Source organism: Pseudoalteromonas sp. 1_2015MBL_MicDiv (genome assembly GCF_002407505.1).
Lineage (GTDB): Bacteria > Pseudomonadota > Gammaproteobacteria > Enterobacterales > Alteromonadaceae > Pseudoalteromonas > Pseudoalteromonas fuliginea.
Map to the genome: position 1 here is coordinate 1,287,386 of NZ_CP012737.1, position 18,155 is coordinate 1,305,540.

At 38.2% G+C, this 18,155-nt stretch carries 20 protein-coding genes and 1 pseudogene; 20 read left to right on the plus strand and 1 reads right to left on the minus strand.

The window, feature by feature from the left end:
* Positions 1-73: 73 nt before the first annotated feature.
* The 12 genes from hemA to rlmM all read left to right on the plus strand — a co-directional run bounded on the left by hemA (position 74) and on the right by rlmM (position 11,529).
* Positions 74-1,330 carry a glutamyl-tRNA reductase gene (hemA, locus tag AOR04_RS05870; protein ID WP_007378118.1) on the plus strand — a complete coding sequence of 419 codons (1,257 nt, stop codon included), beginning with the start codon at positions 74-76 and terminating at the stop codon, positions 1,328-1,330.
* A gap of 7 nt (positions 1,331-1,337) precedes the next feature.
* Positions 1,338-2,423, plus strand: coding sequence for a peptide chain release factor 1 (gene prfA / locus AOR04_RS05875; RefSeq protein WP_007378117.1), 1,086 nt, complete (start codon positions 1,338-1,340; stop codon positions 2,421-2,423).
* A gap of 2 nt (positions 2,424-2,425) precedes the next feature.
* Entirely contained in the window at positions 2,426-3,265 is an 840-nt protein-coding gene (gene prmC / locus AOR04_RS05880; RefSeq protein WP_033029070.1) for a peptide chain release factor N(5)-glutamine methyltransferase, read from the plus strand.
* 54 nt (positions 3,266-3,319) lie between these two features.
* Positions 3,320-4,864, plus strand: coding sequence for a DUF3369 domain-containing protein (locus tag AOR04_RS05885; protein WP_008138270.1), 1,545 nt, complete (start codon positions 3,320-3,322; stop codon positions 4,862-4,864).
* A 28-nt stretch (positions 4,865-4,892) separates the two neighbouring features.
* Positions 4,893-5,267, plus strand: coding sequence for a SirB2 family protein (locus tag AOR04_RS05890; protein ID WP_007378114.1), 375 nt, complete (start codon positions 4,893-4,895; stop codon positions 5,265-5,267).
* A gap of 152 nt (positions 5,268-5,419) precedes the next feature.
* Positions 5,420-6,247, plus strand: a complete 828-nt coding sequence (locus tag AOR04_RS05895; protein WP_096792761.1) for a tetratricopeptide repeat protein — start codon at positions 5,420-5,422, stop codon at positions 6,245-6,247.
* Positions 6,248-6,261: 14 nt separating this feature from the next.
* The gene (locus AOR04_RS05900; protein WP_007378112.1) at positions 6,262-7,515 is read left to right on the plus strand and encodes a DUF819 family protein; all 1,254 of its coding nucleotides are present in this window, start codon (positions 6,262-6,264) and stop codon (positions 7,513-7,515) included.
* Positions 7,516-7,524: 9 nt separating this feature from the next.
* A complete protein-coding gene (kdsA, locus tag AOR04_RS05905; RefSeq protein ID WP_008138268.1) occupies positions 7,525-8,379 on the plus strand; it encodes a 3-deoxy-8-phosphooctulonate synthase in 855 nt (284 codons plus the stop codon).
* A 133-nt stretch (positions 8,380-8,512) separates the two neighbouring features.
* Positions 8,513-9,409 carry a transcriptional regulator GcvA gene (locus tag AOR04_RS05910; RefSeq protein ID WP_007378110.1) on the plus strand — a complete coding sequence of 299 codons (897 nt, stop codon included), beginning with the start codon at positions 8,513-8,515 and terminating at the stop codon, positions 9,407-9,409.
* A gap of 1 nt (position 9,410) precedes the next feature.
* A complete protein-coding gene (locus tag AOR04_RS05915; RefSeq protein ID WP_096792762.1) occupies positions 9,411-10,058 on the plus strand; it encodes an alpha/beta family hydrolase in 648 nt (215 codons plus the stop codon).
* Positions 10,058-10,426, plus strand: a complete 369-nt coding sequence (locus tag AOR04_RS05920; protein WP_033029060.1) for a DUF423 domain-containing protein — start codon at positions 10,058-10,060, stop codon at positions 10,424-10,426. The genes AOR04_RS05915 and AOR04_RS05920 overlap by 1 nt, the downstream gene beginning before the upstream one ends.
* Before the next feature lie 17 nt (positions 10,427-10,443).
* On the plus strand, positions 10,444-11,529 hold the full coding sequence (rlmM, locus tag AOR04_RS05925) for a 23S rRNA (cytidine(2498)-2'-O)-methyltransferase RlmM (RefSeq protein ID WP_007378107.1): 1,086 nt from the start codon (positions 10,444-10,446) through the stop codon (positions 11,527-11,529).
* A 48-nt stretch (positions 11,530-11,577) separates the two neighbouring features.
* On the opposite strand, the gene cysZ is transcribed toward rlmM, so the two are convergent.
* Positions 11,578-12,288, minus strand: a complete 711-nt coding sequence (cysZ, locus tag AOR04_RS05930) for a sulfate transporter CysZ (protein ID WP_188085232.1) — start codon at positions 12,286-12,288, stop codon at positions 11,578-11,580.
* A 546-nt stretch (positions 12,289-12,834) separates the two neighbouring features.
* Here cysZ and AOR04_RS05935 point away from each other — a divergent pair.
* From AOR04_RS05935 to AOR04_RS05970, 8 genes and pseudogenes are all read left to right on the plus strand, one after another.
* Positions 12,835-12,993, plus strand: a pseudogene (locus AOR04_RS05935) (sulfotransferase); the annotation flags it as partial.
* Between the two features lie 92 nt (positions 12,994-13,085).
* On the plus strand, positions 13,086-14,345 hold the full coding sequence (locus AOR04_RS05940; protein WP_157770536.1) for an IS4 family transposase: 1,260 nt from the start codon (positions 13,086-13,088) through the stop codon (positions 14,343-14,345).
* Between the two features lie 10 nt (positions 14,346-14,355).
* Positions 14,356-14,844, plus strand: a complete 489-nt coding sequence (locus AOR04_RS05945; protein ID WP_232525517.1) for a sulfotransferase — start codon at positions 14,356-14,358, stop codon at positions 14,842-14,844.
* 253 nt (positions 14,845-15,097) lie between these two features.
* The gene (locus AOR04_RS05950; protein ID WP_096792764.1) at positions 15,098-15,559 is read left to right on the plus strand and encodes a GNAT family N-acetyltransferase; all 462 of its coding nucleotides are present in this window, start codon (positions 15,098-15,100) and stop codon (positions 15,557-15,559) included.
* A gap of 326 nt (positions 15,560-15,885) precedes the next feature.
* The gene (locus AOR04_RS05955; protein WP_096792765.1) at positions 15,886-16,755 is read left to right on the plus strand and encodes an MYG1 family protein; all 870 of its coding nucleotides are present in this window, start codon (positions 15,886-15,888) and stop codon (positions 16,753-16,755) included.
* Positions 16,756-16,817: 62 nt separating this feature from the next.
* Positions 16,818-17,150, plus strand: a complete 333-nt coding sequence (locus AOR04_RS05960; RefSeq protein ID WP_096794091.1) for a YnfA family protein — start codon at positions 16,818-16,820, stop codon at positions 17,148-17,150.
* Between the two features lie 9 nt (positions 17,151-17,159).
* Positions 17,160-17,363, plus strand: coding sequence for a hypothetical protein (locus tag AOR04_RS05965; protein ID WP_096792766.1), 204 nt, complete (start codon positions 17,160-17,162; stop codon positions 17,361-17,363).
* An 81-nt stretch (positions 17,364-17,444) separates the two neighbouring features.
* Entirely contained in the window at positions 17,445-17,843 is a 399-nt protein-coding gene (locus AOR04_RS05970; protein WP_096792767.1) for a hypothetical protein, read from the plus strand.
* Positions 17,844-18,155 lie beyond the last annotated feature (312 nt).

Below are 18,155 nucleotides of genomic sequence, written 5' to 3' on the forward strand. Positions count from 1 at the left end.
TTACTTTCCATATTCCGCTGATTTTTGATAAAATTGCCGCCTTTGAAGTAGGGCTCAGCAATATTTGGCACATATGACCATAATAGCACTCGGTATTAATCACAAAACCGCTTCCGTAGAATTACGTGAGAAAGTGGCTTTTTCGCCTGAGCAAATTTCAGAGGCGTTGCAACAATTAAGTGGCCACGCCGACTTTAATGAAGCTGTAATTGTTTCTACCTGTAATCGAACTGAAGTCTATTGTAGCCTTGCTCAGCAAAATTCCCAAACACTGTTGAGTTGGCTTGCCAGTTTCCATGGTTTGGATGAACTTGAACTGATTAAGAATATATATTGCTATGAAAATAACGAGGCAATAAAGCACTTAATGCGTGTTGCTTGCGGGTTAGACTCTTTAGTTTTGGGTGAACCGCAAATTTTAGGGCAAATTAAGCAAGCCTACAATAGCGCCAAAACGCATGATGCTGTAGGTGTTACATTTGATCGGTTGTTTCAAAAAACATTTTCGGTTGCTAAAGAAGTTCGTACAGAAACCAACATTGGTGCAAGCGCTGTTTCAGTGGCGTTTGCCGCCGTTAACTTGGCAAAACATATTTATGGCAAACTCGACAAAACCAATGTTTTATTAATTGGTGCAGGCGAAACAATTGAACTGGTAGCTAAACACTTATACCAAAATGAGCCGCAAAATATCACCGTTGCCAATAGAACAATTGAACGAGCGCGTAGCTTAGCTGATGAAGTGTCTGCGGATGTTATTGCATTAGCGCAACTGCCTGAACGTTTATATAAAGCGGATATCGTGATTAGTTCTACCGCCAGTACATTACCAATTATTGGTAAAGGGGTTGTTGAGCAAGCGCTTAAACAGCGACGCCATAAACCTATGCTATTTATTGATATTGCGGTTCCGCGCGATATAGAAAGCCAGGTAGGAGAACTTGATGCGGCCTATTTATATTCCGTTGATGACTTACAAACCATTGTAAGCGAGAATATGGCGGCACGAGAACAAGCGGCTGAACAAGCACAAATAATTATTACTGAACGCACCAAAGAATTTGCAATGTGGATGCGCTCACTCGATTCGGTAGATTTAATTCGCCATTATCGAAATGATGTACAAACAATAAAGTCGGAATTAGTAGAAAGAGCCGTTAGTCAGCTTTCTAGTGGTAAAGACGCAGAAAAAGTAATTTTAGAGTTGGCCAATAAATTAACCAATCGCTTAATGCACGCGCCTACCCGTGCAATACAAGATGCAGCGAAAAAAGGTGAAGTGGCGCAGCTAAACCAGTTGAAAAAAATGTTAGGTATTGATCAGGAATAACCGTTAAATGAAAGAGTCTGTTTATAATAAATTAGAAACCTTAGTAGAGCGTTACGAAGAAGTACAAGCGCTGCTAAGCGACCCGTCGGTCATTAGTGATCAAAATCGTTTTCGTGGGCTTTCAAAAGAATACTCCGAGCTTGAAGAGATTGTAAAAACGTTTTTAACTTATAAAGAAACGCAAGACAATTTAGCCAGTGCAGAAGAGATGCTTAAAGATTCTGACCCTGAAATGCGTGAAATGGCGCAAGAAGAATATAAAGAAGCTAAAGCACAAATTTTGGTAATTGAGGATCAAATTCAAGTATTAATGTTGCCAAAAGATCCGCGAGATAACAATAATGTGTTTGTTGAAGTACGCGCTGGAACAGGCGGTGATGAAGCGGCTATTTTTGCTGGCGATTTATTCCGTATGTACAGCCGCTATGCAGAAACTAAAAAATGGAAAGTAGAAGTTGTGAGCACCAATGAAGGTGAGCACGGTGGTTACAAAGAAGTGATTGCGAATATCAGTGGCGAAGGCGTCTACGGTCAATTAAAGTTTGAATCAGGTGTACACCGTGTACAACGTGTGCCAGAAACTGAATCACAAGGGCGAGTGCATACCTCTGCGTGTACTGTTGCGGTAATGGCGGAAGTACCAGAGGCCGAAGCGATACAAATTAATACCGCAGATTTAAAAGTTGATACATTTCGTGCATCAGGCGCAGGTGGTCAGCACGTTAACAAAACCGATTCTGCTATTCGACTTACACATATACCTACCGGTGTTGTGGTTGAGTGTCAGGATCAGCGTTCGCAGCATAAAAACCGCGCTAAAGCGATGTCAGTACTTGCAGCACGTTTGCAACAAGCTGAAGATGAAAAGCGCCATGCGGCAGAAGCATCTGAACGTCGTGACTTAGTTGGTAGTGGCGATCGTTCTGAACGTATCCGTACTTATAACTACCCGCAAGGTCGTATTACCGATCACCGCATTAACTTAACACTTTATCGTTTAAACGAAGTGGTAGCGGGTGATTTAAGCTGCGTTATTGACCCATTAATGCAAGAGTATCAAGCTGACTTATTAGCGGCTATGGGCGACGAGTAATCGTGAGCCAAACTCTTGAACAAGCAATTGCTGCAGGCGCTAATTTATTAGCACCTAGCAGCGAAAGTGCTAAATTAGACGCACAAGTTTTACTTCTACATATTCTTCAAAAACCTCGCAGTTACCTTTTTACTTGGCCAGAGCATGAACTTAACGCTAAGCAACAACAGCAATTTAATACATTTTGCCAACGACGTTTAAACGGTGAACCTGTTGCACATATTACAGGGCAACGTGAGTTTTGGAGTTTATCGCTTGAAGTTAACGCAACAACCTTAATACCTCGCCCTGATACTGAAACATTAGTAGAACAAGCACTTGAAGTGGCTGTTCCTGCTACAGCTAAAGTACTTGATTTAGGCACGGGTACTGGTGCAATTGCGTTGGCACTGGGTAGTGAAATGCCTGATTGGCAAATTATTGCAGTAGATAGAGTAAGCGATGCCGTTGCACTTGCTACACGTAACCAGCAGCGATTGGCAATTAATAATGTGCACGTTAAACAAAGCAACTGGTTTAGTGAGTTGCACGGTGAAAAGTTTAATCTAATAGTCACAAACCCACCTTACATCGAAAGCAACGATATACATTTAAATCAGGGCGATGTGCGTTTTGAGCCTTTATCGGCATTAGTGGCTGATGATTGCGGAATGTCTGATATTAAACAAATAATTACACAATCACGTGACTATTTGCTATCTAATGGCTATCTTTTAATAGAACACGGTTTTGAGCAAGGTGAAGCTGTTCGTCATTTCTTTGAAAAAATGGCGTTTGTTAATATTAAAACAGTGAAAGACCTTGGTAATAATGACCGTGTAACGCTCGCACAGTGGCCTTAAATAGTAAAAATTGTCTACTTGTGTATTAAAAAATGCTGCGAGGAAATTTTAGCTATGATGGATGATTTCTTATTTTCAGATGAGCCTCAAGAGCCTGTTAGTAAAATAGAACAGGGCACCTGGAAAGTATTAATCGTTGACGACGAACCTGAGGTTCATGCTGTAACAAAATTGGCATTAAGCGATTTTGATTTTCAAAATAAACGATTGGAGTTTGTAAGTGCATACTCTGGTGCAGAAGCGAAAAAGTTAATAGACGAGCATTCTGATGCCGCCATAGTTTTGCTTGATGTAGTAATGGAAACGGATGATGCGGGTTTGCAAGTCGCTAAATACATTCGTGAAACAGCTAAAAACAATCATATTCGAATTATTTTACGAACGGGTCAACCGGGTCAAGCACCTGAAAGACAAGTTATTGTTGATTATGATATTAATGATTATAAATCGAAAACGGAATTAACGGCGCAAAAACTATTCACTGTTATTATGTCTAGTCTTCGTTCATATCGCGATATTATTTCTATTGAACAATCACGCGAAGGGCTAGAGAAAATAATAAAAGCCTCAAGGGATATATTTTCGGCTCATTCAATAGATAGTTTCACTGAGGGCGTAATGCAGCAACTTACCTCGTTATTAGGTATTGCAGATCAAGCAATGTACGCCACTACATTAGTTGCTCAAAATCCAGAAGAAAACAATAACAAAAAGCTTATTGTTCGTTCAGGTACAGGGGACTTTGAACAAAGTGAAGGAAAAGAGTTAGAGCTGGTTCTTAAAAGTGAACAACTTGCAGCGTGTCAACAAGCATTAAGTGACAAAACAATCGTATATAAAGATAATTACCTATTTGCTTACTGCAGTAGTCAATATAATCATAACTCAATGTTATTTATATCAGGTATCCCAAAATTATTAACGGATACGCAACGTCATTTAATTGAGATTTTTTCGCAAAATGTGCAATTAGCATTTGAAAATGTGCAGTTACAATCAGAAATAGAAGCAACTCAGCAGGAATTAGTTTATAGATTGAGTGAAGCGGTAGAGCAGCGCTCAAGTGAAACAGGTAATCATGTTAAGCGTGTGGCTAATATTTGTCATATATTGGCTGAGGGTTATGGCTTATCTAAGCGAGAAGCCGATTTAGTTCGATTAGCATCGCCTTTGCATGATGTTGGAAAAGTAGGTATACCGGATGCTATTTTAAATAAACCAGGAAAGCTCGACGGCCAAGAGTGGGAAGTGATGAAAACCCACACAGATAAAGGTTATAGCATTTTAAAAGATTCACCGAGGGAAATTGTTAGTGCTGGTGCAATTATAGCAAAAGAACACCATGAAAAATGGGATGGCTCTGGCTATCCGAATGGATTGAAAGGTGAAGAAATAAATGTATTTGGCCGAATAGTCTCTCTTGCTGACGTTTATGATGCACTTCGCCATAAACGCTGTTATAAAGAGCCTTGGTCACTGCAACGAGTGGTTGATGAAATCAATTCACAAAAAGGATCGCATTTTGAGCCTAAACTTGTTGAAGTGCTTAACGATAAGCTTAATGAAATAGAAATAGTATTAACTCGTTTTCCAGATTAATATCAAAAATATAGAAGTACAGGGGCATATGGATTATTTAGCAGTAAAGCACTCACACATGGCAATTGCTATGCTCAGTGTTATTTTATTTTATGTTCGCTCTTTTTCGCGAATTGGTAGTGGCAAAATAGCTAAGAATAAGTTGGTACTTATTGGTAGTCATAGCATAGATACACTACTGTTGGTTTCTGCTCTTACACTTGTTTTTATGGCTAAAATTAACCCTTTTGAGCAGCTATGGTTGTTAGAAAAGATAATTTTAGTTGTTGTGTATATTGCGATAGGGGTTAAAAGTTCAAAGCAAACTAACACCCTTGCTAAAATTATTTACATTGTAATTAATACCGTTGTTGTTTTAGCGATAGGTTATTTAGCGACGTCTAAATCAGCTTTGTTGTTCTAATAAAGTAAACCTTAATAATTTGAGCTTTACGGTATTGTCTGTAAAGCTCGTTCTTCCACCTCGCTGCAAATATTCAAAAACATCACTATATTGGTATATAGCTTTAAAGTTAGGTAAACTACGCCTTCGTTTTCTAAAATGTTGCAGTATTGATGACCACCCTCGGGTTTGATGAACACGATGAATCTTATGTTGATGATGCTTTTGATGAATTTACCCCTGTGGCAATTTATCGTTGTATTAAAGCTGAGTCTAAATGGGATCCTCAATTAGATTTAACAGCAAGTTTTGACATTCTCACCGACTTTGAGCAACAAATAAATGTTTTGTGCTTAAAAGTCAGCGACGATCACGATCGCTTAGAAAAATTATTAGATACTTTTTATAGTACCTGGCTATTTAGTGCCTCAAGCTTAAAAGTGCCTGAGCATAAACTAAATAGTTTAAGTTATACCTTAACCATGCGTAGTGGCTCCCCAACTACATTAGCTATTTTACTGTGCCACTTTTTACAACACGCTAAACTCGATGCTAGCATGAGCTTAAACCAAGGCGATATTGGTGTGCATGTCGCTATTAGCGATGAGGAAGGCTACATAATTGAACCAAGTAGCGGTCAACAAAGTTGGTATATTATCCCTGAAAATGCGGATGAGGATGATGGGCAAGAACAGGAACCACTAGAACTTATTTTTGATGATGAAGTATATAAATTGTTCTTAGCTCAACAAAAATGGTCTTTTATTAGCGAAAATAAATTTGGCCATGCTTTAACGTGTGTAGAAATGTTGATGGAATTAATTGGCAACGACCCGTATGAAAGACGCGACAGAGGCTACTTATTAAATCAACTCGATTGTCCTAAAATGGCACGAGATGATTTACAATTTTTTGTCGATGAATGTCCTGACGATCCTGCTATTGAGATTATTCAACATCAGATAGAAGAATTAGAAGATAATAATAAAACTCACCATTAAGAATAGGAAAAATTATGGTTGAAACTCAAAGTGCATTAATAACCAATGATGCCGTTGTACTTGGTTTACTTGCTGTTATTTTGGGGTTTATATTTAAAACCTCAAACAGTGAACGCCCAGCACTAAAAAGATTTTATAAATACGTACCGGCCTTGTTACTTTGTTACTTTTTACCGTCACTACTGAATACATTTGGTATAGTTGATGGCAATAAGTCCAATGTTTATTACGTAGCTTCGCGCTACTTACTGCCAGCTTGTTTAATACTTCTTACCATTAGTATTGATTTAAGAGCCATACTTAATTTAGGCCCTAAAGCACTTATTATGTTTTTAGTAGGTACCTTGGGTATTGTTATTGGTGGACCTTTGGCTATTTTAGTCGTCAGTGCTGTTGATCCTAGTATTGTTGGTGGCCATGGTCCTGATGCGGTATGGCGCGGTATGACAACTGTTGCGGGTAGCTGGATTGGTGGCGGTGCGAATCAAGCTTCGATGAAAGAGATGTTTGAAGTTGGCGGCGATATATTTTCGGTGATGGTTACTGTTGATGTAATAGTCGCTAATATTTGGATGGCTGTTTTATTGTTAATGGCAGCAAATCATAAGAAAATTGATGCGGCAACAGGTGCCGATACTAGCGCAATTGAAGATTTAAAACGCCGAGTAGAAACATATCACGCAGAACATGCTCGCATGCCTACTCTTAACGACTACATGACATTACTTGCTATTGCATTTGGTATTACTGGTTTAGCACATTTTTGTGCTGATTTTTTAGGTCCTTATTTTGGCACTACTTATGAGTGGGCAAAAGAGTACAGCCTAAACAGCAAATTCTTTTGGTTGATTGTCATATCGACTACGATTGGTATTAGTTTATCTTTTACTAAAGTGAGACAAATAGAGGCGTTTGGTGCTTCAAAAGTGGCCTCTAGCTTTTTATATATTTTAGTTGCATCGATTGGTTTGCATATGAATGTAACCGCCATTTTTGATAATCCCGGCTTATTTTTAGTGGGTGCTATTTGGATGCTTGTACATGCAAGTTTAATGTTGCTAGTTGCTAAACTAATTAAAGCACCGTTATTTTATATGGCAGTGGGCTCGCAGGCTAATGTGGGCGGTGCAGCGTCTGCACCTGTTGTAGCATCAGCGTTTCATCCGTCATTAGCGCCTGTTGGTGTTCTGTTAGCTGTACTGGGCTATGGTGTGGGTACGTATATGGCTTATATTTGTGGATTAATGATGCAAGCAGTTGCACCGTAAGGAATTTAAATGAAAGACCAAATTATTAAAATTAATGAAATTGAACTAGCAAACAACAAACCGTTTGTATTGTTTGGTGGTATTAACGTATTAGAATCTCGCGATTTAGCTATGCGTGTTGCAGAGCATTACGTAGAAGTAACCACTAAATTAAATATTCCTTATGTATTTAAAGCGTCATTTGATAAAGCTAATCGATCTTCAATCAATTCGTACCGTGGTCCAGGTATGGAAGAAGGTTTAAAAATATTTGAAGAGATTAAAAAAACGTTCAATATTCCGCTTATTACCGATGTACATGAACCACATCAAGCGGCCCCTGTTGCTGAAGTTGTCGATGTTATTCAGTTACCTGCATTTCTAGCACGTCAAACTGATTTAGTGGTTGCTATGGCAAAAACAGGCGCGATCATTAACGTGAAAAAACCACAGTTTTTAGCACCACACGAAATGCGTCACATCATTACTAAATTTAATGAAGCGGGTAATAACAACGTAGCACTTTGTGAACGAGGCTCTAGCTTTGGGTATAATAATCTAGTGGTTGATATGCTTGGCATGGATGACATGAAAGCAATGGCTCCTGTGATTTTTGATGCAACACATGCGCTACAACGTCCAGGCGGTCGTACAGATTCGGCTGATGGTCGTCGTGCACAAGCAGCTGAGCTTGCTCGAAGTGGTATGGCATTGGGTATTGCTGGTTTATTTATAGAAGCGCACCCAAATCCTAACGAAGCGAAATGTGATGGCCCTTGCGCGCTAGCACTTAGCAAGTTAGAAGGTTACTTATCGCAAATGAAAGCGGTAGACGATTTAATTAAAAGCTTTGAACCGCTTGATACAAGTGCAAATGACTTATAATTAAAAGCTTAACAATTAAGTGAAATGTTAGAAAAGCGACTTAGGTCGCTTTTTTTACACCTTAAATATACTCTTTCTCAGCATAGGTATATAATTCACCGCATAAGAAAAACTAATTCTAAGCTTGGTCATCATGTCAAGACGAGTACCTCCATTAAACGCATTAAAAGCTTTTGAAGCCGCTGCGCGCCATTTAAGTTTTACAAAAGCTGCGGAAGAGCTTTATGTAACTCAAGCGGCTGTCAGTCATCAAATAAAAACACTTGAAGAACATTTAGGTTTGAAATTGTTTTTACGTAAAAATCGTTCGTTATTATTAACCGAAGAAGGGCAAGGCTACTTCCTCGATATTAAAGAGATTTTTACGCAACTAATTGATGCAACCGAAAAACTATTAGCGCGTGGTGCTAAGGGCTCATTAACAGTTAGCTTAACACCAAGTTTTGCAATTCAATGGCTTGTACCTCGTTTAAGCTTATTTAATGAGTTACATCCTGAGATTGACGTGCGGATCAAAGCGCAAGACCAAGACGAAAACTCATTAACAGATGATGTTGATGTGGCTATTTATTACGGGCGAGGTCATTGGAGTGGTGTGCAAGCTTATAAATTACATACCGAGTATTTAGTCCCTTTATGTAGCCCGATGTTGTTAAGTGGGATAAAACCGCTTGACCAACCAAGCGATTTAGTACATCACACTTTACTACATGACACTACCCGTAAAAACTGGAAAACATGGATGAAAACGGCTGGTGTGCGCAATATTCAAGTTAACCAAGGTCCTATATTTAGTCATTCGTCGATGGTGCTGCAAGCAGCAGTGCATGGCCAAGGTGTGGCAATTGGTAACAGCGTGCTGGCAAAGCCTGACATTGACGCTGGTCGCTTAGTGATCCCATTTAATCACAGTCTTGAAAGTAAAAACGCCTATTATTTAGTCCTTAGAGAATCACAAACAGAGCTAGGTAAAATAGTATCCTTTAAAGAGTGGATGTTGAGCTTAGTAGAGCAAGAGCAAGAGTATTAATATGATTGAGTGGGTTAAAAGTAGTCAGCAGCCAGCAATAGCGCAATTTATATTTGCCCATGGAGCTGGTGCCGGTAGTGATTCAGACTTTATGCAGCATGTGGCAAAACTAATCAGTGAACAGGGTGTTGATGTTGGCCTATTTGATTTTGAGTATATGCAAATAGCCAAACAAACGAATAAGCGTAGGCCTCCTGAGCGAGCACCTAAATTACTTAGTTATTACGAGCAAATACTTAACCATACACAGCCAAACATTCCGCTATTTATTGGCGGGAAATCAATGGGCGGACGAATGGCATCCATGCTTGCTTGTACGACAGAACAACCTGTTTTAGGTGTTCTTGCTTTTGGCTATCCGTTTCATCCACCATGCAAACCTGAAAAGCTGCGTACCGATCACTTCGCAGATATAGTCTGCCCTTTTTTAGTATTACAAGGTGAGCGAGATACGTTTGGTACTCGCCAAGAGCTTGCAACAATGGTTATGCCGAAACAGCCACAATACATATGGCTTACAGATGGGGACCACTCACTTAAACCTCGTAAAAAAAGTGGTATGACTGAGCTACAAAATAGAGAAACAGCTGCTTTGGAGGCTGTTGAATTTATTAAAAACTGTGTGGATTTAAATTTAGAGGGTAATTAATGATTAAAGTATTTTTAATGATGGGCAGTATTTTTTGTATGCTTTCGGTCATGTTAGGTGCATTTGCAGCACATGGTTTAAAAAGCCGTTTAACAGAGTATTCGCTTGGGGTTTTTAAAACTGCTGCTGAATATCAAATGGTGCATGGACTTGCGCTTATTGCGGTTGCTATTTTAATTAAATGGGGCATAAATCTGAGCTGGGCTGGTGGTTTTTTTATAACAGGCACACTACTTTTTAGTGGCAGTTTATATTTACTCGCATTAACTGGTATGAAGTGGCTGGGGCCAATAACACCAATTGGTGGGCTGTGCTTTATTATTGGTTGGGTAGTTATTTTAGTGCAAGTTGCACGATTTAAGTTTTAAAGAGTTTAAGGGTTTATATGTCTAGTGTTGTGATTTACTGTCGTAGTGGGTTTGAAAACGATGCCGCTGCTGAAATAACGTTTCACGCTGCAGAGCAAGGCTTTGCGGGTTATGTAAAAGCAAAGCCAAATACGGGTTACGTTGTTTATGAATGTTTTGAAGCGCATCACAGCGACGAAATAATCAAAAAAGTTGATTTTAAAAATATGGTGTTTGCACGCCAATGGTTTGCCGGTACATTACTTGAAAACATGCCTGTGGAAGATCGCGTTGGCGCGGTAGTTGAAGCTGCAAAAGAGTTTACATTGTGCTCAGAGCTACGTGTAGAAACCCCTGACACAAATGAAGGAAAAGAGCTTTTAACGTTTTGTAAAAAAATCTCAACACCACTTAAAAAAGCCCTCGAAAAACAAAATACAGTATTGCGCGAACCCAAAGCAAACCGTCCTGTAATGCATGTCATGTTTTTAACAAACAACACAGCTTATGTAGGTTACTCATATAGTTTTAATAATTCTCCATTTTTTATGGGTATTTTACGTCTTCGCATGCCAAGCGATGCACCGAGTCGATCAACATTAAAGCTTGATGAAGCGTTTAATGTATTTATTCCTGAACAACAGCGCGAATCTCGTGTTGCAGCAGGTATGCGCAGTGTCGATTTAGGCGCTTGCCCTGGGGGCTGGACATATCAGCTTGTTCGCCGTGGTATGTTTGTAAGTGCAATTGACAATGGTCCGATGAATGATGATTTGATGGAAACAGGCCAGGTTAAACATTTTAGAGCTGACGGTTTTAAATATCGCCCTGAAAAAAGAAATGTTACCTGGTTAGTATGTGATATGGTGGAAAAACCCACTAAAGTGACGACCTTAATGATTGATTGGGCTGTGAGTGCCTACGCTAAAGAGTTTATATTTAACTTAAAACTTCCAATGAAAAAACGTTTTGACAGTGTCTACGAATGCCTTTCGATGATTAGAAAAGAGCTAGATAAACAAGGTATTAACTACGAGTTGCAAGCTAAGCATTTGTATCATGATCGTGAGGAAATAACCGTTCATTTAAACGTTACTAAGGTGCCACAAAATCTATACAGCTAAGTTTTATTAGTAATAAAAAATGGGTCTGATGACCCATTTTTTGTATATTTAACTTCGATATTTGGGCCTGTAATTATCAACCCATAAACGCGTAGCCCCACACACAGCGACAGGCATTACTATTAAGTTTATAAATGGTATTGCTGTTAATAGCATAACGGCAAAGCCAAACCCATACGATAGACCTTGTTTACTTTTTAAATCGTCTTTCATCTGTTTAAACCCAATTTTATGGTTATCGAACGCATAGTCTTCGTATTGCACTGCGAACATCCAACATGTAAATAGGACCCATAATATTTGACCAATGACGGGGAGTATCCAAAGCAGTATAAAAAAACCTATAGCGCGAGGAAGGTAATAGCATAACTTTGTCCACTCGCGGGCTAGCATACGAGGTATGTCTTTTACTAATTCAGCAAAGCCATCATCGTTAATCTTTTGGCCTGTTAAATAAAGTTCTACTTTTTCGCTTAACAAAGCGTTGAAGGGGGCTGCGATAAAATTAGTGATCACTGTAAAGAGCATACTGTAGCTAAATAAAACCATTAATATAGCAATTGGCCACATTAGCCATTCAAGCCAACTTAACCATTGTGGCAACATATCATTGATGTAGCTAAAACTGTCACTTAGCCAACCGAATAAGAAAAATAGCGAGCTACCAAAAAGTAAAATATTAATTAATAATGGAATAAAAACAAAACGTTTTAACCCCTTTTGAGTAATTAATTTAAAACCTGAAAAAAAATATTCCATACCTTGTACTATCTGCACAGTAACCTCAATAAATGTTTACCACTGTAGCTAGTATAAATAGCTGAATTTTTTTGAACAGCGTTTTTAGGTAACAAAGTGTTTAAATACTAGGCTTGTTTATCTTTCGAGGTTAAGTTTTCAGCAGTGTGCTTGGTATTTAGGCAAAGCAGAGCCTATGTAGTGTGGTTATTCTCCATAAATAGGCGATAACGTAGAATAAATGCCAAGTATGCGCTGCCCGCGGAAGCTTGGCTCGGTTTTTACTTATTCTTACATGGATGTAAGCCAGTAGATTAATACAGGAGCAGTTACCGAGCCCACTAGGTTACAAACCTCACGCCGCGATTAAATAGCCCATAGATTGAATGAATTTTAATTCTGAAAGGTCAACAGGCACTAATAATGCTATAAAGTGGCTTAACTTAATGGTGATTTATCTATGGCAGGGAATTAAGTTACTTTTTTATAGAGAGCTTAGGCTGATTCTGTTCAGCTCCCTAACGCATGCAGTTTTAGTGACATTATTTTAAAAGCGAGTAATTATAGATGGCTAAGATCTTTGTGATTGGGTTGCCCAGAACTGGCACTACTAGCATAAGTGTTGCGCTACTAGAAATGGGCTTTTCGGTGGCGCATACCGCTTTTACAAAGCAAGCATTTGAAATGTCTGATGCAATATCTGACGCACCTTGCTTTAGTGACTACACATAGGTTGGATCTTAAGAAAACTTGAAGTTGAACTCTGTTAATGATCAAATAGTTACGCCAATAAAAACATGACTAAAAACAGAGTTCACATGCAGATTAACCAAGTTTCAAACCAATTAAAAGCCCTTATCTCAGAAAAACACCTCATTGAGCTTGCAAAAACCTCTGGATTTCAAGTTCGACACCGTTGCCTGTCGATCGTTTCTCTGCTCAAAGCCGTGTTTAAAAGCTTATCTTGCCTGCAAGACGCTAACTTGTCAGATATCCATCAAAACTTGCGAACGCAGGCTAATTGCACGATAAGTTATAAACCCTTTCATAATCAAATTCGAAAACCAGCCTTGACTGAGCTTGTCCGTGAGCTCGTTATTCAAGCGATGTCTAAATTGACTGTAAACACGCTGGATAAAACCTTTTTTACCCAGCGAGGAGTACAGCGAGTGTTATTGCAAGATGGTTCTTCATTTGCTCTACATGATGAATTAGCGCAGGTTTTTGCTGGTCGTTTTACTGCTGTAAGTCCTGCCGCAATTGAGTTGCACGTTACCTATGACCTATTTAATGAACAACCCTGCGAAATAGATATTCGTCCTGATGTTGAAACTGAGCGCGCCTTTTTACCAGGTAGCCACACACTTGAAGATACGTTATTACTTGCTGATGCTGGGTATTTTGACTTAGATTACTTTGAGCAAGTAGCTCAAGATGGCGGATATTTTTTGATCAGAGCAAATAAAAACATTAACCCAATCGTTACATCAGCTTATTGCGCGGGTATAGAACTTAAAGAAAAGAACATTAAAATCAAAACGTTACTCGATAAATTCGCAAGCCAACCACTTGAATTAACAGTACGTTGGAAGAAAAATGGGCCCGAGTACAGGCTTATCTATTTACCGAATGAAAAGCGCCCCGTTTTCCTTGTTACTAATTTAAAAGAGGCACAGTTTAGCTTTGACGAACTACTCGATATATATGCAACTCGTTGGCAAATTGAGTTGTTTTTCAAAGAACTAAAGTCATGGAATAACCTTAAAGGGTTCATCACACGAGATCCTCATATTGCCGAATCATTGGTTTGGCTGAGCATACTGCAAACACTTATCAAGCGTTTTATCTGCCATAGTGCAGCGGGTATGTTTAAGTGTGCGATCTCGACATTTAGAGCGAGTAAGTGCAGTTATCTTTGGTTGGATGATATTCTGGATTGCATAGAACAAACACGGTGCAGCCATAAGATACATCGTGTATTTGAGCTACTAGCGGTAAATTGTAAGCGGCAAAGCATTGAGAAAAACAATGATATTTGCCGTTTTAAGATAGGAAGTCACACGGTCTGTGTTCCTTAAGAACTAAGCTATGAGTGACTACATGCATTTAGACGAGTTATTCCCAAATGCTAAATTTATATACTTAAGTCGAGAGCTAAATAAATGGGTGCCTTCAATTACTATGTTGCTCGAAAAAATGGCGCCTCATTTAGATTTAAATACAGGTAAGTTTAATCCTATTTTAAAGCGTAGTTTTCATCGTACGTTCTCTGATGTATTACCCTTATCATCGACAGCGTTAGCTGGTTGTTATTTAAAGCATGAACAAGCTGTTTTTTCGTATTTCAAAAATAGTGACAATTTTTTAGCAATAGATATTAGTGAACCTGATAGTTTGTTAAAACTAAAACAGTTTTTAGGCGTGGAGATACAAGGAAATACCTGTTTCCCTAAATTAAATATAGGACGTCAAGTCGCCAACTGGAAAGAATATAAACATCCAAATAAAATTAACTCTAATTTAGCTGGAAAAGAACATAGAAAATACTTTGACTATTCGCTGACCCCATTAAAGTGAATACGAAATATGACTTTTCTGTTATTAAAATTTTTGCATCGACCAAATAAAATAATTGAGCTGGTAGCATGTGCTATTTTTAGAGGCCTACACTGAATTTAGCAAGTAATTGCGTTTAATCATGAGGGCATTCTTTATTCACGTAAATTACTGGGTTTATTTAAACGTTTAAATAAGTAGAACGAGGTTGTTCATTTTTTACAATTCGGTATAGTTTGCCAACACATATTTTTAATATATATTGAGATGTTCTATGCAGTTAGTTGATTTAAAACCGAATGACCAGGATGTGATTAATGTTTTTTCTGATATCGACCGACTAATAAACTCTCTATATCCAGTTGCCACTGCACAGTCTCTTACGTTAAATGAATTAAATGAGCCAAGTGTGTATGCGATTGGTTTAAAGAATGATGATGGTATTATTGCGTGTGGCGCTATTGTAAAGCTGTTTGATAAAACGCCCTATGGTGAAATTAGACGGCTTTATGTAAGCCCTAGTTATCGTGGTAAAGGGTTATCTAGGCGTATCATGCAGATACTTTTACATCACGCAGGTGAGGAGAAAATCCCACTGATCAGGCTAGAAACAGGGCCAAAGCAAATTCAATCGATTAAGCTATATGAAAATCTTGGTTTCAAACGATGTGCTAGTTTTGGGCCTTACCTCGAGAATCCACAAAGTGTATTTATGGAGTTAGGCCTAAGCCAGTAACAAAGCGCATAAAGGTTAACAGCTTCACTCTAAGTGACCACACTAAATTATTTAAGTAGCTATTAATTATAGTTTTTTATAGCGTATAAATTAAACTATAATGAATTGCTACTTTCAAATATACCCAAAGTTCATTAGTACTATTATATATTGTCTGTTAAAGATCATTTCAAAAATGCCCTCTTAAAATTAACAAAAGCAGAATACTGTTTTTGTTGGCTATAATCGTATAAAATCCGTCATTTACTATGCTCCTTAAAATACTTCAAACCATAACGTTTAAATAGCGAGACTTTCTTATCCTTTCTAAAAATGACACTAAACCAATGACAGACATAACAGTAGTAACCCACAATGGTAATTTTCATGCAGATGACGTTTTTAGTATTGCGGTACTTAAACATGTTTTGCCAACGTTTAAACTGGTACGTACTCGCGATAAAGCGCTTATAGAGAGTGCCGACTTTGTAATTGATGTAGGTGGGGAATACGACCCTGAAACTAATCGCTTTGATCATCATCAACGCGGTGGTGCAGGCGAGCGAGAAAATGGCATTCCTTTTTCATCATTTGGATTAGTGTGGAAGAAATACGGCTTAGCGCTGTGTGATGATAACCAAGCCGTTGCTGATAGAGTGGATTCAGGCTTAGTTTCAACTATTGATGCCATTGATTGTGGTCATGTTGAAGGTGTATCAAAAGGGATAAGCTTGAGCCAAACAATTTCAATGTTTAACCCTACATGGGAAGAAGAAAGTAACTTTGATACCTGCTTTGATGAAGCCGTTGAATTTGCAGCTCGCATGCTCATTCGTTTTATCGCCTCAGCTCACGGTAGTGTTAATGCAAAAGAGATTGTCGCCAAAGCAATTGAAAATGCAGAAGATGCTAGAGTAATCGTGCTTGAAAAGTACACACCGTGGAAAAAAACAGTGCATATTTTATCAAGTGAGGCGCTATACATGGTTTACCCATCGCATTCTGGGCAATGGATATTGCAAACAGTACCCGTTGAGCCTGGCTCGTTTGAAGATAGAAAACCGCTTCCTAAAGCGTGGTCTGGTTTATCTGATCAAGCGTTTGTAGATGAAACAGGTATTGCCGATGCCGTGTTCTGTCACAACGGTTTATTTATAGCGGGTACCAAGTCGTTTGAAAGCACAATGAAACTTGCCACTATGGCGCTTAGCGAATAACAACGCACTAAGCATAACAATTTATATAGATTGTTATGCTTGTTATTTTTGCGCGGAGCATTATGTTTGAATTAAAAACAATCGCACTTTTTATTATTACAGCCTTAGCTGAAATAGTGGGGTGCTATTTGCCCTACCTTTGGCTAAAACAAGATAAAAGCATTTTACTTTTAATTCCTGCAGCTTTAAGTTTGGCACTATTTGCATGGTTGCTATCTTTACACCCTACTGCAGCAGGGCGGGTATATGCAGCTTATGGCGGCGTATATATTTGTGTTGCGCTATTATGGTTATGGGTTGTTGATGGCGTAAAGCTTACTATGTGGGATATTATTGGTGGTCTAGTTGCACTGCTAGGTATGGCAATAATTATGTTCGCCCCAAAGTCTATTTAATTCAAATGCATGCCAAAGCTTACTCATAATGAAATTACCCTTGAACTACCCGAAAGCCGATTTTTTGAAGATATGTTTGGAGTAGACTATCCAGGTTATCTCCCTTATTGGCTTGCCTATATGAGCCCAAAAGACAGGCAAGCGTACCTCCTAGCTACAAAATCTGAGTATATGGATATAGTTGATGAAACGTATAGCGAAAGTTTTAATTGACAGGAATGGCTACCTTACCCTTATTAAAACATCGCAAATTGTAATACCAAACCAGCACTCATATTTTAATGGAATAAAAGATTGAATATTTTATACCTTGTGATTATTTTTATATTTATAGCAGCTAGCTTCCTATTTTTTGCATTTTTAATTTATAGACTACCAAAATCCCAGCAGCAAAAATGTATTGAAGGTGAAATTGTATTTGTTTTTATTGATAAAAATACATGTTTTAGACACTTTCTTGAAACTGTTATTTTAAGAAATAAAGTAGTTACTTTAGCTGATAATAATACGGCCTTTTATGTAAGTGTAAATGACTATAAAAAACTCTGGGAAGTTAGCCCACATAAATTATCTACAATAGGCAATACTTACAAGTTGAGGTTAATTACTACGACTTTACTGTTTGGTGGGTATGGTTTATCTACGGTTGAAAATATGACAGAGATAGATAAAAAGCCAATAATAGTTAAATAAAGAGTCAGTTATACAATACTCATAAGTAGTTGTGTGCGGTTATTGGTGCTGGTGGATGTATGCTAAGCGTTTTTGACGTGCAGTTTTTATTCACTTTGCAGAATACATAGGTAATACTTGGTCACAACACGTTGGCTAAATAGCAGTAATTTGAGGTGTTGAGAACACCTTACTCTAATCCATCAAAAGTAAATTTTATAAACAAAGTAACTCAAGATGAATTTTATTGAATGAGCTAACTCATTTTTGCTAATAAAATTTATAATGAGTCATTTAAAAACAGCCATTTTTTATAACTTTTCTTATCTTTAA

Bases quoted from the DNA above. Each gene is read 5' to 3' on its own strand.
- AOR04_RS05890 (WP_007378114.1), top strand. From the start codon at position 4,893: ATGGATTATTTAGCAGTAAAGCACTCACACATGGCAATTGCTATGCTC.
- AOR04_RS05950 (WP_096792764.1), top strand. From the start codon at position 15,098: ATGCAGTTAGTTGATTTAAAACCGAATGACCAGGATGTGATTAATGTT.
- AOR04_RS05885 (WP_008138270.1), top strand. From the start codon at position 3,320: ATGATGGATGATTTCTTATTTTCAGATGAGCCTCAAGAGCCTGTTAGT.
- kdsA (WP_008138268.1), top strand. From the start codon at position 7,525: ATGAAAGACCAAATTATTAAAATTAATGAAATTGAACTAGCAAACAAC.
- AOR04_RS05955 (WP_096792765.1), top strand. From the start codon at position 15,886: ATGACAGACATAACAGTAGTAACCCACAATGGTAATTTTCATGCAGAT.
- AOR04_RS05920 (WP_033029060.1), top strand. From the start codon at position 10,058: ATGATTAAAGTATTTTTAATGATGGGCAGTATTTTTTGTATGCTTTCG.
- prfA (WP_007378117.1), top strand. From the start codon at position 1,338: ATGAAAGAGTCTGTTTATAATAAATTAGAAACCTTAGTAGAGCGTTAC.
- hemA (WP_007378118.1), top strand. From the start codon at position 74: ATGACCATAATAGCACTCGGTATTAATCACAAAACCGCTTCCGTAGAA.
- AOR04_RS05915 (WP_096792762.1), top strand. From the start codon at position 9,411: ATGATTGAGTGGGTTAAAAGTAGTCAGCAGCCAGCAATAGCGCAATTT.
- cysZ (WP_188085232.1), bottom strand. From the start codon at position 12,288: ATGGAATATTTTTTTTCAGGTTTTAAATTAATTACTCAAAAGGGGTTA.
- rlmM (WP_007378107.1), top strand. From the start codon at position 10,444: ATGTCTAGTGTTGTGATTTACTGTCGTAGTGGGTTTGAAAACGATGCC.
- AOR04_RS05940 (WP_157770536.1), top strand. From the start codon at position 13,086: ATGCAGATTAACCAAGTTTCAAACCAATTAAAAGCCCTTATCTCAGAA.
- AOR04_RS05895 (WP_096792761.1), top strand. From the start codon at position 5,420: ATGACCACCCTCGGGTTTGATGAACACGATGAATCTTATGTTGATGAT.
- AOR04_RS05900 (WP_007378112.1), top strand. From the start codon at position 6,262: ATGGTTGAAACTCAAAGTGCATTAATAACCAATGATGCCGTTGTACTT.
- AOR04_RS05945 (WP_232525517.1), top strand. From the start codon at position 14,356: ATGAGTGACTACATGCATTTAGACGAGTTATTCCCAAATGCTAAATTT.
- AOR04_RS05960 (WP_096794091.1), top strand. From the start codon at position 16,818: ATGTTTGAATTAAAAACAATCGCACTTTTTATTATTACAGCCTTAGCT.
- AOR04_RS05965 (WP_096792766.1), top strand. From the start codon at position 17,160: ATGCCAAAGCTTACTCATAATGAAATTACCCTTGAACTACCCGAAAGC.
- AOR04_RS05910 (WP_007378110.1), top strand. From the start codon at position 8,513: ATGTCAAGACGAGTACCTCCATTAAACGCATTAAAAGCTTTTGAAGCC.